18 protein-coding genes, 2 tRNA genes and 1 pseudogene are annotated in these 16,198 nt (G+C 60.4%); 10 read left to right on the top strand and 11 right to left on the bottom strand.

Annotated features, from left to right (window positions below; all coding sequences use genetic code 11):
- The first annotated feature begins 231 nt into the window (after positions 1-231).
- From VW23_RS28460 to VW23_RS01540, 4 genes are all read left to right on the top strand, one after another.
- Positions 232-681 carry a hypothetical protein gene (locus VW23_RS28460; protein ID WP_141728178.1) on the top strand — a complete coding sequence of 150 codons (450 nt, stop codon included), beginning with the start codon at positions 232-234 and terminating at the stop codon, positions 679-681.
- A gap of 210 nt (positions 682-891) precedes the next feature.
- Entirely contained in the window at positions 892-1,254 is a 363-nt protein-coding gene (locus VW23_RS01545; protein WP_069907830.1) for a hypothetical protein, read from the top strand.
- Positions 1,255-1,354: 100 nt separating this feature from the next.
- Positions 1,355-1,639: a helix-turn-helix transcriptional regulator gene (locus VW23_RS28100; RefSeq protein WP_244513339.1), complete on the top strand. Its 285-nt coding sequence runs from the start codon at positions 1,355-1,357 to the stop codon at positions 1,637-1,639.
- A 32-nt stretch (positions 1,640-1,671) separates the two neighbouring features.
- Complete coding sequence (locus tag VW23_RS01540; protein ID WP_244513338.1) at positions 1,672-2,706, top strand: tyrosine-type recombinase/integrase; 1,035 nt, start codon at positions 1,672-1,674, stop codon at positions 2,704-2,706.
- A 130-nt stretch (positions 2,707-2,836) separates the two neighbouring features.
- On the opposite strand, the gene VW23_RS01535 is transcribed toward VW23_RS01540, so the two are convergent.
- Positions 2,837-2,912 (bottom strand) — tRNA-Phe (locus tag VW23_RS01535).
- 209 nt (positions 2,913-3,121) lie between these two features.
- Here VW23_RS01535 and VW23_RS01530 point away from each other — a divergent pair.
- A complete protein-coding gene (locus VW23_RS01530; RefSeq protein WP_069907828.1) occupies positions 3,122-3,883 on the top strand; it encodes an SDR family NAD(P)-dependent oxidoreductase in 762 nt (253 codons plus the stop codon).
- A 69-nt stretch (positions 3,884-3,952) separates the two neighbouring features.
- Positions 3,953-4,324, top strand: coding sequence for an endonuclease domain-containing protein (locus VW23_RS01525; RefSeq protein ID WP_069907827.1), 372 nt, complete (start codon positions 3,953-3,955; stop codon positions 4,322-4,324).
- A gap of 190 nt (positions 4,325-4,514) precedes the next feature.
- Here the strand turns inward: VW23_RS01525 and yacG are convergent, their stop codons facing one another.
- The 10 genes and pseudogenes from yacG to VW23_RS01480 all read right to left on the bottom strand — a co-directional run bounded on the left by yacG (position 4,515) and on the right by VW23_RS01480 (position 10,975).
- Positions 4,515-4,730: a DNA gyrase inhibitor YacG gene (gene yacG, locus VW23_RS01520; protein WP_069907826.1), complete on the bottom strand. Its 216-nt coding sequence runs from the start codon at positions 4,728-4,730 to the stop codon at positions 4,515-4,517.
- A 24-nt stretch (positions 4,731-4,754) separates the two neighbouring features.
- On the bottom strand, positions 4,755-5,393 hold the full coding sequence (locus VW23_RS01515) for a Maf-like protein (protein ID WP_055884460.1): 639 nt from the start codon (positions 5,391-5,393) through the stop codon (positions 4,755-4,757).
- A gap of 8 nt (positions 5,394-5,401) precedes the next feature.
- Entirely contained in the window at positions 5,402-5,620 is a 219-nt protein-coding gene (gene infA / locus VW23_RS01510) for a translation initiation factor IF-1 (RefSeq protein ID WP_035082742.1), read from the bottom strand.
- Positions 5,621-5,669: 49 nt separating this feature from the next.
- A complete protein-coding gene (infA, locus tag VW23_RS01505; protein WP_055048078.1) occupies positions 5,670-5,888 on the bottom strand; it encodes a translation initiation factor IF-1 in 219 nt (72 codons plus the stop codon).
- A gap of 311 nt (positions 5,889-6,199) precedes the next feature.
- Complete coding sequence (locus VW23_RS29375; protein WP_280138954.1) at positions 6,200-6,628, bottom strand: arsenate reductase ArsC; 429 nt, start codon at positions 6,626-6,628, stop codon at positions 6,200-6,202.
- 57 nt (positions 6,629-6,685) lie between these two features.
- Positions 6,686-7,165: pseudogene (locus VW23_RS29370) on the bottom strand (UPF0262 family protein); the annotation flags it as partial.
- Entirely contained in the window at positions 7,166-8,458 is a 1,293-nt protein-coding gene (gene hisD / locus VW23_RS01495; RefSeq protein ID WP_069907824.1) for a histidinol dehydrogenase, read from the bottom strand. It abuts the pseudogene before it with no gap.
- A complete protein-coding gene (locus VW23_RS01490; protein WP_069907823.1) occupies positions 8,458-8,886 on the bottom strand; it encodes a DUF2948 family protein in 429 nt (142 codons plus the stop codon). The genes hisD and VW23_RS01490 overlap by 1 nt, the downstream gene beginning before the upstream one ends.
- Before the next feature lie 549 nt (positions 8,887-9,435).
- Positions 9,436-10,722, bottom strand: a complete 1,287-nt coding sequence (murA, locus tag VW23_RS01485; RefSeq protein ID WP_069907822.1) for a UDP-N-acetylglucosamine 1-carboxyvinyltransferase — start codon at positions 10,720-10,722, stop codon at positions 9,436-9,438.
- A 37-nt stretch (positions 10,723-10,759) separates the two neighbouring features.
- Positions 10,760-10,975: a hypothetical protein gene (locus tag VW23_RS01480; protein WP_141728177.1), complete on the bottom strand. Its 216-nt coding sequence runs from the start codon at positions 10,973-10,975 to the stop codon at positions 10,760-10,762.
- Between the two features lie 131 nt (positions 10,976-11,106).
- Between VW23_RS01480 and VW23_RS01475 the strand changes: the two genes are divergently transcribed.
- The 4 genes from VW23_RS01475 to VW23_RS01460 all read left to right on the top strand — a co-directional run bounded on the left by VW23_RS01475 (position 11,107) and on the right by VW23_RS01460 (position 16,190).
- Positions 11,107-11,181: transfer RNA gene (locus VW23_RS01475), tRNA-Thr, on the top strand.
- A 435-nt stretch (positions 11,182-11,616) separates the two neighbouring features.
- A complete protein-coding gene (locus VW23_RS01470) occupies positions 11,617-13,767 on the top strand; it encodes a DEAD/DEAH box helicase (protein WP_176730302.1) in 2,151 nt (716 codons plus the stop codon).
- Positions 13,767-14,441 carry a DUF2290 domain-containing protein gene (locus VW23_RS01465; RefSeq protein WP_069907820.1) on the top strand — a complete coding sequence of 225 codons (675 nt, stop codon included), beginning with the start codon at positions 13,767-13,769 and terminating at the stop codon, positions 14,439-14,441. Before VW23_RS01470 ends, VW23_RS01465 begins: the two co-directional genes overlap by 1 nt.
- A 564-nt stretch (positions 14,442-15,005) precedes the next feature.
- Positions 15,006-16,190: an abortive infection family protein gene (locus tag VW23_RS01460; RefSeq protein ID WP_069907819.1), complete on the top strand. Its 1,185-nt coding sequence runs from the start codon at positions 15,006-15,008 to the stop codon at positions 16,188-16,190.
- Positions 16,191-16,198 lie beyond the last annotated feature (8 nt).

The following is a 16,198-nucleotide window of genomic DNA, read 5'->3' as shown; positions in this document are numbered from 1 at the left end:
CCCCTAGTAGATTATTTTTCTGTGCGAGCTAGGCCATCACAACTGGCAACTGACAGCAAAAAGCCAGCTTTCCCGCGCGGCGAGCAGTCTATAAATTCAAGAATAGCCATTCTTTCAATGAATTACGGCTGTTGACTGCACTTTGGACTCCGATCTAGATGACATCGTGAACCCGGCAAAACAGAAATGGAGTGCCGAATGTGAAAATCTAGAACGAATGGAAATAACGAAATGATTTTGGATGAACGTGTAGCAACTAAGACTGTCAGGATTGAGACCAATTACGGCACTATCAATCTTAAGGCCGGTCACCAAACGCCTTGGGGCGTGGTAGAGATAGTGCATCCGCTTGGCGATGGCACTTGGTTCGTTGGAACGAAATGGACACCCGGTAAAAAGCTATCAAGGCGGAAAAGCGCTCGCCTGATGGACCTCGTTTGGACCGGCAGTGTCGAACGTCTTTTCGTCGCCCCGCTGTTGCCTCACTCGATGTCAGGCGACGACAAGCAGGCGATGGCCCAAACCTTTGCCGCTGAGTTCGGTTTCAGGAAGGTGCCGGGTCTGGACACAGGGTTTCCCGTTGTGCTTTCCGCTGACAACTGGCCTCCATCAATTCCCCTGCCTCAGTATGCCGTACTTTACCGTCCGCCTGCAGCGACTCCCCATTGGCGCAACCTGTAGTCCTACGATCCTGCCGCACGAAACCCGCCATCGCTGGCGGGTTTTTCTTTGCCCGCTGGCAACTGGTCGCAGCAAAGTAAGAATTAAAAGCAATCGCCTCTGAAATCAAAAGAAATACTGTGAACGGTTACACGAAGACTCTTCTTGACTCCAAGACGACTCTATCGTAGGTTCGACCCATAGCTTAACATCAAATAAAGGAAAATATATATGCCTGACGTGAATAACAACAGCCAAAAAGTCTTTGACGTAGAGAAGCATAACAATGAGCGGGTTACCTATCTGGCCCTGCTACACGGCATCGCAGCGATCCAAAACCAAAAGTCGCTGTCGGCGGCGGTCGGGGATCGGGATTTGCACCGTATGTGCGCGGTCGTTCGCTCTATGGGCAACCCTGCCGATAGCTGGGCGCTAATTGGTCTCGTTGAGGAACGGGTTGGCCACGAGATTGACCTTTGGCCTGACCACGCCGCAGTGACTCCCGAGGATGGAGCAAAGCGCGAACAACTTATGGAACGTCTGGCGAGTCATCGTCGGGATCGGATCAAGGAAGCGGCGAAAAAGAATCGCTAGAGCCAGACAACTGCCCGCTGCCAGTGGGCAGTCACCCCATAAGCAATGTCGGAGGTACGCCAGCGACAGAACAAAACATATTTTGAAAGCGAAGGAATAATTGAATCATTATGAAAACTTCAATGCGGCTGAACCCACGGCGCGTCGGTGGGATATCCTGCCACGCTCACTGCCGCCAATCGGCCTGTCCAGAGACATGGCTGCTGCATACATCGATGTAAGCCCCTCTAAGTTTGACCAGATGGTTGCTGATGGGCGCATGCCGAAGCCAAAGAGAATCGATGCCCGTCGTGTTTGGGATCGGTTGAAGCTTGAGCGAGCCTTTGGACAACTACCGGGTGATGAGGACGACAGCGAGGTTGATAGATGGGCCGTGTTCAATTGAAGTCCCGCAGGCCGCCCCTGCCCAAGTTCGTCGTGGAATATGAGGTGCCCAAGGGTTCGGGCAAATGGTTCGTTTATTTTCGCCAGAAGGGCGAAAAGAACGTTCGCATGCTTGGGACGCCCGGAACCCCGGAATGGGAAGAGTTGTATCGCCGCCTGCTTGCGGGGCAGAGGCCAACGGTCGATAAACTGCAACAGCCGGTCAAAGACACATTTGCATGGCTATGCCAGCAATACATGTCATCGTCAGAATTCCTAGGACTGGATGAACGCACGAGGCGAGTCCGTCGCGGCATTCTCAGCCATTGCATGCAAGAATGCCCCGAAGGACAAAAGCTCACCTATGGCGATGTACCGCTTTTACGGTTCACGGCTAAATCGGTCGCAAACCTGCGCGATGCAAAGCGTGGTTTGCCAGAGGCCGGGAACGGGCGTGTAAAGGCTATTAGGGCCGCGTTCAACTGGGCCACCTTACCCGAGGTAGGCCTGATGCAGGTGAACCCTGCACGGGACGTGAAATACTTTAAAAGCCACAATCCGGACGGGCACCACACTTGGACGCTCGAAGAAGTGGAACAGTTTGAGCGCAGGCACCCGTTGGGGACCAAAGCGCACCTTGCACTTGCCCTGCTTCTTTACACCGGTCAGCGGCGCTCTGACGTTGTCTTATTCGGGCGGCAACATGAACGGGAAGGCTGGCTGAAATTTACTCAGCAGAAGAACCGCGACACAAAACCGATCCATCTGGAGATTCCAATTCGCCCAGAGCTTCGGCGGGTTCTGGATGCCAGCCCTACCGGCGACTTGGTTTATCTGGTGACCGAGTTTAGTAAGCCATTCACCGACAACGGCTTCGGCAACTGGTTTCGAGACCGATGCATCGAAGCAGAAGTGCCGGGACGCGCCCACGGCCTTCGCAAGGCTTGCGCAACCCGATTGGCAGACAACGGGGCAACCGCACACGAGATTATGGCCATAACCGGCCATACAACGCTCAAAGAGGTTCAGCGCTACACCAAGGCGGCAAACCAGCGGAGACTAGCCGAAAGCGCTAGCAAACTCGGCTAGAACGATTTTCTGGATTCGGATTGTCAATGGCACAAGCCGAGAACAAAAGTGTCTAAGAAGACTCCCGATCACGAGAGAGCTAGACAAAAACGCCAAAAAGCGCAGCAATTTCAATGTGGTTTTGAAGTAGTGGTGCCCGGGACCGGAATCGAACCAGTGACACGCGGATTTTCAATCCGCTGCTCTACCAACTGAGCTACCCGGGCAACCGTGGCGCCCGAGGGCGCTAAGTCGGGCGGTTTATAGGGGGCATTGTCGGGGTGCGCAAGCGGGTTTTGCCATCTTCCTCAATGTGGAAAATCCGCCCTGGAAACCGGGCATCGAAGCGCCCTCCTGGGTATCGTTCCTGCACCATTCCGGTGGCTTGCCGCCGGCCGCACGGCTAGTCTGCGCCGATTCAATATGAGGAGCCACGATGCTTGAGGATATCAGGGGCAAGCGCGCCCTCGTCACCGGGTCTTCCACCGGCATCGGGGCCGCCGTGGCGAGGGAACTGGCGCGTCTCGGCGCCGCCGTTGCCGTGCACGGCAACAAGAATGCCGCAGCCGCCGAAGCCGTCGCCGCCGAGATCGGCGCTGCGGGCGGCAAGGCGGTGGTGGTGCTCGGTGATGTGAGCAACTCGGCCTCGGCCGCCCGAATCGTCGCCGATGCGGTGGCCGGGCTCGGCGGGCTCGACATCCTGATCAACAATGCCGGCGCGATTCTCGACCGCGTCACCAACGCCGCCTTCGACGACACCGCCTACGACAACGTCTACAACCTCAACGTTCGCTCGGTGCTGGCTGTCACCAAGGCGGCCTATCCGCACCTCAAGGCGGCCGGCGGCGGCTCGATCATCAATACCGGCTCGGTGGCCGGCCGCTTTGGCGGTTTTGGCGGTTCGGCGGTCTACGCCTCGGCCAAGGCCGCGGTGCACTCGATCACCCGCAACGCCGCCCGCGAGTTCGCCCCCGACCACATCCGCGTCAACGTCGTCGCGCCGGGCTTCATCATCACCCCGTTCCACGACAAGACCCCGCAATCGGTGAAAGACGCCGCCGCCGCGCAGATCCCGATGCAGCGCCTGGGCACGGCCGAGGATTGCGTCGGCGCCTATGTGTTTCTGGCCTCGGACTCGATGTCCGGCTACATCACCGGGCAGATCATCGACGTGAACGGCGGGCAGCTGATGCCGTGAGGGGAGGGGCGCCGGATCATCAGTCGGGCATCTCCCCCTTGGCGGCGGACAGAGAGGGGGACGTGAAGGATGCGCCAACCAGTCCCACCTCGATACCGTGCCTTCGCCAAATCCCTCCGCGTCGACAGCACCGACGCCGAGCGAAAGCTCTGGTCCGTGCTCCGCGCCGGGCAACTCGACGGCCTGAAGTTCAAACGCCAGGTGCCGCTCGACGGCTACATCCTCGATTTCGTCTGCTTTGAAGCCAGGCTGATCATCGAACTCGATGGCGGCCAGCACAGCGGCTCTGCGGCGGATCTGGTGCGCGACGAACACTTTCGGGCGGCAGGCTTTCGCACGCTGCGGTTCTGGAACAACGACGTGCTGGAGGGCCTTGACGGGGTGTACGAGAGGCTGCGGATCGTCCTGAGAGATCGCGACCCCCTCTCTGGCGAAAACTAAGGGCTTAGCTGCGCTAAACCCAAGTTTTCGCTTTCTCCCCCGCCAAGGGGGAGAGTCCCGACTGATACACCGGCGCATGTGGAAGGCACGGATCATCTCCCCCTTGGCGGGGGAGAAAGCAAAATCTTAGGCTTAGCCGTTTGGCTAAGCCTTAGATTTTGCCAGAGAGGGGGTCGTTTGGAGGAGCAGCCTACTCCTCGTCCTCCGCCTCATCGATCTTGGGAACCCCATCCTCTTCATCCACCTCCACCGGCTCGGCGGGGATCACATAGCTCCCGCTGAGCCAGCGATTGAGGTCGATGTCCTGGCAACGGCCCGAGCAGAACGGATGGTGTTGCTGGCTCGACGGCTTGCCGCAGATCGGGCAGGGCCGGGTCGGCTTCAGCTTGATGATCTCGGCAGTCATCTCTTGATGATCCCAGCGGTCATCTCAGACCGCTGTCAGGTTCGACTGGTTCAACCAGTTGAAGTGGACCGGATAGCCTTCACCCGCCAACAGGCCCACCGTCTCGTTGAGCGGCAGCCCGACCACGGCCGAGTAGGAGCCCTGCAGCTTCAGGACAAACGCCCCGGCGATACCCTGGATGGCGTAGCCGCCGGCCTTGTCGCGCCATTCGGCGCTGGCGAGGTAGCTTTCGATCTCGCGGGCCGACAGCCGTTTGAAGCGGATGCGGGTTTCGACCAGGCGTTTGCGCATCTGGCCGGACGGCGTCAGCATGGTGACGGCGGTGAACACCCGGTGCGAGCGGCCCGAGAGGACGCGCAGGCACTCCGATGCTTCTTCCATCGTCTCGGCCTTGGGCAGGATCCGCCGCCCGACGGCCACCACGGTATCGGCCGCCAGCACCAGCGCGTTACCGGCGATTCCGGTGGTCTTGGCCTTGTGCTGCGCGGTGATCGCCTTCTGATCGGCAAGCCGCTGCGCCAGTTTGCGCGGCAGCTCGCCCTTTTCCGGCGTCTCGTCGATATGCGCCGGCACCAGATGTTCCGGCTCGATGCCGATCTGGTTCAACAAGGCGAGGCGCCGCGGCGAGGCGGACGCGAGGATAAGCTCGGGACGGCTGGCCATTCGGTGCCCTATTTGAAGCGGTAGGTGATCCGGCCTTTGGTCAGATCGTAAGGTGTCATTTCGCACAACACCTTATCGCCCGCCAGCACGCGGATGCGATTCTTGCGCATGCGGCCGGCAGTATGGGCGATGATCTCGTGCTCGTTTTCCAGTTTCACCCGAAATGTTGCGTTGGGCAGCAATTCGGTGACCACACCTGGAAACTCGAGCACTTCTTCCTTGGCCATACTGTCTCCATCGGCGGCGCGGCAGGCTCTCCCGTCGCGCGCTCGGATCTTACCTGAAGCGGTAGTTGATCCGGCCCTTGGTCAGGTCATAGGGGGTCATTTCGACCAGCACCTTGTCGCCCGCCAGCACACGGATGCGGTTCTTGCGCAGCCGGCCCGCCGTATGGGCGATGATCTCGTGCTCATTCTCCAGCTTCACGCGAAAAGTCGCATTCGGCAGCAGTTCCGTGATCACGCCCGGAAATTCGAGCACTTCTTCCTTAGCCATTCTCTCTCCTGAGACGGCCCCGCGAAACACGTTACTGGCAATGTCGGGGGCTTGAATTGGGCGCCACCTATACTGGATGTCGCCCGGTTTGTGAACCACCTGCGGGTGGGGATGCTCTGTTGATATGGGGAATGAGGTACGATTTGAGAAGTGGGTGACGTTTGCGCGCTGACTGCAGGCAGACGGCCCCCTCCCGGCCTCCCGCATGAAGGGGGAGGTGAAGAGTCGACCCTGTGGCTCGATCGTGCCCAATACTCGATGCGGCACCTCCCCCCTTGTGGGGGAGGATGGGAGGGGGCCGTCTCTATCAGTCACCCCACCTTCGCCGGCGCCGCCACCAGTTTGTCGAGCCGCTCGCGCACCCGCTGCTGCAGCGTATCGCGCAGGGTGCGATAGGCGCTAAGCACCGCCTCCCGGTTGCCCTCGGTCTCGGTCGGGTCCGGCATCGGCCAGTGTTCGACGGCGCCCATCTCCAGCCCGCGCCGTTCGACCGCCTCGGGCGCGTCGTTCGACAGCGTGATCACCAGGTCGAAATGGTTGGCCACCAGCTCATCCATGGTGTGCGGGGTGTGGACGCTCATATCGATGCCGATTTCTTCCATCACCTCATGCACGAAGCCATCGGCCTTGCCCGAGCGCACCCCGGCCGAGCGGACGATCAGCCGCCCGGGGAAGAACCGCCGCGCCAAAGCGGCGGCGATCGGCGAGCGCACCGAGTTCATCGAGCAGACGAACAGCACCGTCGGCAGGTTCGACTCGCGCTCGTCGATGCGGCTGGCGAAGGGCTGCACCGCGCAGATCAGCGTAAACAGCCGCCTGGCGGTGTTGAGGTCCATCTCCAGCTTGTTGTCGAGCCGCGTGCGCAGCAGCTCCGCCGCCTCGTTGTGGAGGCCGCGCCGCGCCATATCGACGGTTTCGATCTGATAGGTCGAGCCGGTCTTGATCGCGTCGTAATAGCTCTCGCGGATGCGGAAATAGTCGCGGATCAGTCGCCGGAACGGCGTCAGCGACAGATAATGCGCGGCGATCGGCTCATAGGTGTCGGGGTTGCGCACATCGAGCACGATGTAATTGCCGACGATCGAGATGTGCAGCGCATAGGGCCCGGTCGCCTTGACCCGGGCTGGGGCGAAGACGTTCTGTTCGACCAGGTCGTAAATGGCGATGCGCCACTCATGCACCTCGTCGGGGTCGACCGAGGTGATGGTATTGGGGTCCAGCGTCACGGCGACGATGCGATCGCTGTTCGGATCGAACTGTCGCGGCGTCAGCGCCATCTAGCGATTGAGCCTTATGGCGATCGAGCGCTCATGCGCCCCGAGCCCCTCGGTTATCGCCAGCGTCCGGGCGGCCGGTGCCAGTTCCGCCAGGGAGGCCGGATCGCACCCGAGTACCGAGGTCCGTTTCATGAAATCGAGCACCCCCAGGCCGGACGCATAGCGTGCCGAGCGGGCGGTCGGCAGCACATGGTTCGAACCGCCCACATAATCGCCGATTGCCTCGGGCGTGTGATGCCCGAGAAAAATGGCACCAGCATTGCGGATTTTGGGGAGCAGCGCCTGCGGATCCTCGATCGCCAGTTCCACATGCTCAGATGCGATGCGGTTGGCGAGTTCCACCGCTTCCGCCATCGAGGCGACGGTAATGATGGCGCCGAACTCTTCCCAGCCGGCGCGAGTGATCTCGGCCCGGGGCAACAGCTCGATCTGCCGCCACACTTCGTCCTCGACAACATCGGCGAGCCGGGGGTCGGTGGTGATGAGGAGCGATTGCGCCCCGCCGCCATGCTCGGCCTGCGCCAAGAGGTCTGCTGCCACCCAGGCGGGGTTGGCGGAAGAATCGGCGATGACCAGCACTTCCGACGGCCCGGCGATCATGTCGATGCCGACCGTGCCGAACACCTGGCGCTTGGCCGCCGCCACATAGGCATTGCCCGGCCCGACGATCTTCGAAACCGCTGCAATCGTAGCGGTGCCATAGGCCAAGGCGCCGATCGCCTGCGCTCCGCCGATCCGATAAATCTCGGTCACCCCGGCGATCTTCGCCGCCGCCAGCACCGCATCATTTGCCTCGCCGCCCGGCATCGGCACCACCATGGCGATGCGGCTGGCGCCGGCAACCTTGGCCGGCACGGCGTTCATCAGCACCGACGAGGGGTAGGCCGCCGTGCCGCCCGGCACGTAAATGCCCACTGCCTCGACCGGCGTCCAGATCGTCCCCAAGGTGACCCCGAGGTGGTCCTGGTAGACATGGTCGAGCGGCTTCTGCTTTTCGTGGTGGGCGCGGATGCGCTCATGCGCCACCGTCAGCGCCGAAATCACCTCGGCAGAGGTTCGCGCACTGGCGTCGGCGATCTCGTCGTCCGTAACCCGCAGCGCCCAAGAGGCCTGGGCCGGCTTGTCGAACCGCTCGGTGTACTCGATCACCGCCGCGTCGCCGCGCGCCTTCACCTCGCTCAGGATCGCGGCAACCGCATTGCCCACTTCCTCCGAAGCTTCGCGCTTCGAATTCAGCAGCGTCTCGAAAGCTTCGGCAAAGCCGGCATCCCGGCTGTCCAGAATAACTGGCATTAACCGGCGTGCTCGGGTTTGACCTTCGCCGCCCAGGCCGCGCCCAGGTCCTGCAGGCGCGCTTCCAGCACTTCCACTTCCAGCCGCACCGTGCCGCCGCCGGCAAACGCCAGGTCGACCCAGCCGCTCGGCGCCGCGTTCTCGGTGAAGCGGATGGTCAGCAGTTCCAGCGCGCCCTCGAGCGAATTGGTGTCGATGCCAGCGACCTTCACCCCGGTCACCCGGTCGAAATGCAGCGCCGCGCGCTTCCGCACCCCGGTCTTGGCATTACCGCCATCTTCCCAGGCATAGCGGTTCATCAGCAGCGCGAAACGCTGGTCAGCCTTGGCGTAACCCATATCGCCGACGCGCACGATGGCGTCCTGCGTGGTCGCCGAAATCACGTCGAGGTCTTCGCTATCAAGCGCCAGAAGCTTGAGATCGGTCATGTGTTGGGGGTCCGGAAACGGTGGAATTGACCAGCAAGTGGGGGCCCGACAGACGATCTACAAGTTAAGCGCCGAGGGGGCAATCGCATATGAGCGCAGGTGGCTCCCGCGCCCCCCTCTCTTGCGAAAACTAAGGACTTAGCTGCGCTAAGCCCAAGTTTTCGCTTTCTCCCCCGCCAAGGGGGAGAGTCCCGACTGACACTTCGATGCTTATGGAGGCCACCGATCATCTCCCCCTTGGCGAGGAGAAAGCAAAATCTTAGGTTTAGCCGTTTGACTAAACCTTAGATTTTGCAAGAGAGGGGGCGCGGAGGCACGACGGCTCGACCGCACCGATCTGCCTTCTCCCCTTGAGGGAGAAGGTGCCCGAAGGGCGGATGAGGGGTACGCAAAACGAAGTGTAGCGCGATCCGAGCGAAGCGAGGAGTGACTGAGTACGCGGAGAGATACCCCTCATCCGCCCTTCGGGCACCTCCGGGCGAGGGCTGCGCCCTCGTCCCGCGACCACAAGGGGAGAAGGCGATCGCTGCAACGCCAGAGTCCGCTACTTCAGCCCGTGACCCGCTCGATCTCCGCGCCAACCGCGCTCAGCTTGTCCTCGAGCCGCTCGAAGCCGCGATCGAGGTGGTAAATCCGGTTGACCACCGTCTCGCCGCGCGCCGCGAGCCCCGCGATCACCAGCGACACCGAGGCGCGAAGGTCGGTCGCCATCACCTGCGCGCCTTTCAGCTGCGGCACGCCGGTCACCGTCGCCACCTGGCCATCGACCTTGATGTCGGCGCCGAAGCGGGCGAGCTCGGCCACATGCATGTAGCGGTTCTCGAAGATCGTTTCGCGGATCTGCGAGGTGCCGTTGGCCATGGTCATCAGCGCCATGAACTGCGCCTGCAGGTCCGTCGGGAAACCCGGGAACGGCTGCGTCTCGGCATGCACCGCCTGGATGCCGTTGCCGTTGCGCCTGACCCGGATGCCCGTGGCCTCGGAGCTGATGTCCACGCCAGCCTGGCCAAGCGTATCGAGCGCCGCCTGCAGGTGCTCGGCCCGCGCGTGCCTCAGCAGCACGTCGCCGCCGGTCATCGCTGCCGCCATGGCATAGGTGCCGGTCTCGATCCGGTCCGCCACCACCGCATGGGTCGCCCCGTGCAGCTCGTCGACGCCCTCGATGGTCAGCGTGCGCGTGCCGATGCCGGAAATCTTCGCGCCCATTTTCACCAGGCACTCGGCGACGTCGCTGATTTCGGGCTCCATCGCGGCGTTCTCGAGCACCGTGGTGCCCTTGGCCAGCGTCGCCGCCATCAGCAGCACGTGCGTCGCGCCCACCGTCACCTTGGGGAATACCACGCGCGCGCCGCGCAACCCACCCTTGGGGGCGCGCGCCACCACATAGCCTTCGTCGATCTCGAGCTCGGCGCCCAGCTCCTTGAGCCCCGCGAGGAACAGGTCCACCGGCCGGGTGCCGATGGCGCAGCCGCCCGGCAGCGACACTCGCGCCTCATGCGCCCGCGCCAGCAGCGGCCCGATCACCCAGAAGCTCGCCCGCATCGTCGAGACCAGCTCGTAGGGCGCCGTGGTGTCGACGATCTCGGCCGCCTGCAGCGTCATCCGCTGGCCCTCCAGCGTCGGCGCCTTGCGGCCATGCACGGCGATATCGACGCCGTGATTCTCGAGGATTTTTTCGAGCTGGTTGACGTCCGCCAGCCGCGGCACGTTCTCCAGCACCAGCGGGTCTTTGGTCAGCAGCGACGCGATCATCAGCGGCAGCGCCGCGTTCTTGGCGCCCGAGATGGGGATCTCGCCCCTGAGCTCATTGCCACCCACCAGACGAATGCGATCCATGTTGTCTTCCCGACTGCGGAGCGTTCTGCCCCTTGCCCTAGCTATCCGAGTCACCATGCGGCTTCAACGCAGCCCCATCGGCCGTGTCGTTCGCTTCCGTCTCGGGTGGAGATTTGCCGGTGCCCGCCGCCCGGGCCCGCGCCTGTTCCTTCCGCCGCTTCAGGTTCTCCCGAAGCTTTGCGGCCAATCTTTGCTCGCGCTTCGCCGCGTCGTCAGCCACGTCCAGCCTTGCCTTCACGTCACTCGATTTCACGCGCCACCCTAGCAGCAAAGCCACGTTCGCTGCTGTAGCCCGTTTGCAAGCTTTTTGCGCTTGCACCAGCCAAAGCCCTGTGGCAGTAACCGCCCCACGCCGCCGGGGGCCTCGCCCCACGCCATGCGTTCGCTGCAGTAGCTCAGTGGTAGAGCACTCCCTTGGTAAGGGAGAGGTCGAGAGTTCAATCCTCTCTTGCAGCACCATTTTCTTCAAGGATTTCGATGACTTGCGGTTTCGGTTAGCACCGGAGCTAGGCTGACGCATTCGGACGGGAGCGGACCGCTTACAGCTTCCGGCCTACCTACGCGTCTAGCCAACTTCGCAAGGGCACGAACGTGCAAGCTCGCCATCAACATAAGTCCGCATGATCGAGATGTACTACTCGGATGTCGTTCCGGACGATATAGCGGTGCAGTTGGAGGGGGTAGTTTCGACTGACACGCGAACCGCTCTGCGTTGTAGCCGTTGAGCACTCCCAGCATTTGGTTGGCCTCAGTTGGGTACCGTTCCAAGCCTGTTGGGCGACTCACGACTTGTGGACCAGCGCCCAAGTGCGTGCGATACGTTTGTGATCACCACGCTGCCTCAGTTGCGTCGTCCTGGGGTACGGCAGCCCTAGTAACCATATGGTGCCGACTATGAACATGATTCTGCCAAATATCGACGAAGACCTCGACGTGATCTTCGGCGAGTATAAGGACCACGAGACGGTTCAGCTCTTCGTGCAGAGCGTCCGATCCGCCGGTCTGCTCGGCACTCTGTACATTGGTTATCCTGTCCTCTCAGTGGATGACTCCAAGATAGAATTCGACGCTGTCTTGGTGTCCAGAAACCACGGGGTTGTCATATTCGATTTGTACTCTATCGGCGACAGAGGAACGAAGGCGGATCAAAATCCACTGCCAACGGAGATCGTCGAGCGCCAAGAGCAGCTTTACGCGGCGCTGTACAACCGCCTGAATTCTTTCTCAGAGTTGAGGACTGGGCGACGTTTGGTCATCGAACTCTCCACCGTCACAGTACACCCTATCCACGATGTGTTTGAACAGGTCGGAGACAACCTACTCGTGGGATTGCGGAAGCTCTCGCAGCTGCCGGAGATCCCCCGCGACGATTGGCCTACAGATGAGCAAGTGGCCCACCTAAACGCTGCAATTCAACGCATCTCGAACCTGAAGCCCCGCAAGAAGAGAGCAAACGTCGTCCGGCCTAACTCCAAGGGGCACGCGATTAAGGAGATCGAGAAAAAGGTTGCCAACCTCGATCTCTGGCAGAAGAGAGGTTCAATCGAATACGTCAACGGCCCCCAGAGAATCCGTGGATTGGCGGGATCCGGAAAGACAGTGGTTCTGGCGCTGAAGGCAGCTTATCTGCATGTAAAGCGCCCCGATTGGGACATCGTTGTCACGTTCAACACGCGGTCACTTTACCAGCAGTTTGAATCGCTCATCACACGATTCGTGTTTGCGCAGATTAGCGACGAGCCGGACTGGACAAAGCTTCATATCCAACATGCTTGGGGAGGGTCTGATCGCACGGGCGTCTATCGAGACTTTGTTGCGGCAACCGGCGCTCAATATCGCGACTTTGGGTCTGCCACCCGCCTGTTCGGTTACGAGACCGCTTTCGCTGGAGCCTGCGCGGAAGCTCTGCGAACGGCCGCCCCTGGATCGCTTGACTTGTATGACATGATGCTCATCGACGAAGCTCAAGATCTTCCAGCTAGCTTTTTCCAGCTGGCGTACCGCACGGTAAAATCGCCGAAGCGAATTGTCTGGGCCTATGACGACCTACAAAATCTTGGCGACGTCCAGTTGCCGTCGGCGAAAGAACTCTTTGGGGTTGATCACGCTGGGACCGCGTTGGTGGAGCTTGTCAACGAGGTGGATAAGCCGCAGCAGGACATTGTTCTTCCTCGCTGCTACCGAAACCCGCCCTGGACATTGCTCACCGCCCACGGACTGGGCTTCGGCGTTCACCGCTCTCCAATGGCCCAAATGTTCACTGACCCAGGAATATGGCGCAGGCTAGGCTACCGAGCTAAGGACGATATTCTCAAGTTCGACACAGACGTGGAAATTGCTCGAGCCCCCGATAGCATTCCCGATTTTTTCGACGAGCTTTTAACGCCAAGCGATACATTGAACGTCAAAAAATTCGATACGCCCACCAGTCAGTATGAGTGGGTGGTGAGAAAGATAAAGGAGCTCATTGAAACCGATGAGCTGGAGCATAGCGATTTCTTGATCGTTTTGCCAGACGTGCGAACCAGCAAGTCGGAGGGTGGAATCCTCCTTCGCGCAATGATGAAGGAAGGGCTCCAGGGGCATATTCCTGGCCAGACTTCATCTCGAGACGAATTGTTTCGAGAGGATTCAATTGCAATCACTCATATCTACCGCGCCAAAGGGAACGAAGCGCCGGTGGTCTTCTTGGTGAACGCCGACTTTTGTGAGGGTGCTTTTGCGCTAAAGCAAAGAAGGAATATCTTGTTCACTGCCATTACCAGATCACGGGCCTGGACCTACGTTACCGGTGTCGGGTCGGGTATTGATCAAATTGGGGCCGAAATGAAGGAGATCAGAGACGATGGCTACTCGCTTCAGTTCCACTATCCTACCAAGGCACAAGCGACTGCCCTAGCGGTATCGAATGACACGTTGCTTGACGACGTGTCGGCAGACGAGTTCCAAGACATTCGCGCTGCGGTACGCAAGGCGAAGGATCAGTGGGAGCAGCTCCCCCTTGACCTACAACAGGAGTTCAGCAGCCTACTTGGGGATGAGTAGTGACACCTGGTCAGTTCTGTTCGGTACTCAATCGGTTCCTGACCGACGGGTTGGTCGATGGAGTGTTCTACGCCGTGCAAACTCACCAAGTGATCGAGCATGGCAGTATGATGAACATACGCCCCGTCCAAGGAATGGGCATGATCGCCGATGGCGGTATCTCGGTTGATGAGTATCTTGAGCTACTGGAGCGAGGAATATACTCGGCCGTGTTCCCAGACGGGTCGATATTCTACGTTGAGCTAACGTTCGACGGCCGTCGGATCCATAGTCATCGCTACTTCTACATCCCATGCCCTTTTGCGCCATCCGTTGGCGCGGGCATGCCCGTTCATTTCGAACTCGCAGAGTGGCTAAGAGGAAGCGCCGAATTAGAGGGACTATCGGTCTTGAGGTCGGTAGGAACGTACCGTTTCGATTGCGTTCGCCTTGCGGGTGAGACTGTAGACCCTCACCCAGTTTCGCACCTTACCTTCGGCTCGGCCGATTGCCGTATCCCGGTGAAGGGACCTTTGAGCGTTTCAAGCTTCCTGCACTTCATATTTGATAATTTCGCACGTCCGACGCAGCGGTTTTGGCTTAACTATGCGCCATACTTGGTTAGTGGTGGCGACGAGGTCACTATTTCTGGCGTTGAGATGCAGCGACACCATCTGATGTGGGACAATGGCTAGGGAGCACTCCGCTGGCCGGACGACGCAAGTAGCGTCACTAGAGCCTGTCGACTCCATCTGATCATTCACGTCGATGTACCGTAGATAGGAGCGAGACTGCGGCACCATCAAGCTCTGACTGACCTGAGCGAGCTGTGCGACGAACCAGCGGCGACCGCTGTATGAGGATGCCCCGACGATACCAGCCCCCACACATATGCGCCCGGGCAGTTGGCAGAAGGTGTTGCCCGGGAATGCCCCTACCTTCTGCGAACCAATCAACGGCGCCGATCGCTTCGATTCTTGCTTAAGGCAGCTTTTTGTACGCGGCCATCTCGCGCCAACCGGGTGCTGACATGCACGTTACCTGAGCGATAAGAGATCGTCAGTGGAAACAGCATAGCCAGAAATGTAAGTAACGTATGGAAACTTACATCTCGCGAGTAGAACTCTGCCCGAATCCAACGCAGCTATGTTGGTTGTCTGCGGTGAGTGCGCTTCGTCAGCAGTCGCTCATGAGTCTCGATGAACTCGAGTGGCCATTTTCACAGCGCGAGGGCCCATGATTGAGGGGCACGATGCAACATGAACGAACACGATCGGCTGGTTGGACAACTGCGCTCGGCACTGGCCAGCAAGATTTCCGATACGAAGGCCTACGATGTCCCCGCGTTGTGTGAGCGGGTTGGGCTGCGCGCTGGAACGGACCAAGAAGCCTTCAACAGCAAGTTCCGATATGTCTCCACCCGCCTGCAGGAGCTCCGGGCCGACCGGGTCGTCGACGCTGCGCGGCTGCTGCTCCGAGAGGCTGATAGCTTCGAGATCGGAGAACTGCTCGCCAAGCTCGACGAGTACGACTCGACACACGTCTCCGAGTTGACACGTCGGCGCATCCTTAGCTTGTTCGAAGGCAGTCCGCTGGCGACGGAAGTCGACCAAATGGAGTTCATCAAGCGGCTGTGGCCAGTCGCCGACATGCCGTCACCCTATGCCAACGCGCCTCTCAGCCGCGAGGTGACACTCGAGGATTCCATCTACCGCCACACAGTGAACAATGATGACTGGTCGCAGCAGGAGCTCCTCGACCACCTGGGCCTTTTGACGTGCTCGCAGTGGCAGTTCTTCCGGTTCCTGGAGGAAGTCACCGACCCGATCGCGCAGAGCGCCGAGCGGCAGGCGACGTTGGTTGAGGCGATCAACGGGCATCTGCGTCATGACGGATTCCAGCTGGGGGTGAAGCGGCGCATCTCCGGTAGCCCGGTTTATGCTGTTGCTGAGCTCAAGCGCGGCGTGCCGTCTGACGAGGCTATTTCCGCGACGCTCAGAGCCTTCAACCCGGACACCGTGCACGCGCGCTGGCAGCAGGCACTGGACCGCCGTTCCTCCGACCCTGAGGGCGCGATCACCGTCGCCCGGACGCTGTTGGAGGATGTTTGCAAGTGGATCATCCACGAGGCCGGCGAGACCTATGCCGAAAAGGATGACCTGCCGGTGCTCTACAAGAAGCTCGCTGGCATCCTCAACCTGGCCCCCGACCTGCATACCGAGACGATCTTCAAGCAAATCCTAGGGAGCTGTCAGTCCATCGTGGAGTCCCTTGGGGCCTTGCGCAACAAAATCTCTGACGCCCACAGCGGCGGACCGCTCCGCGTTAAGCCGAGCGCGCGCCACGCGGAGCTCGCCGTGAACCTCGCCGGAACGATGGCGACGTTCCTGGTATCGACGTGGCGCTTCCGACAGGAGACGCAGTCGGTCGTTAAGGCTAGCTGAGACAAGCT

It is taken from the genome of Devosia insulae DS-56 (assembly GCF_000970465.2).
Classification (GTDB): domain Bacteria; phylum Pseudomonadota; class Alphaproteobacteria; order Rhizobiales; family Devosiaceae; genus Devosia_A; species Devosia_A insulae.
This window is presented reverse-complemented; position numbering and strand designations above follow the sequence as displayed.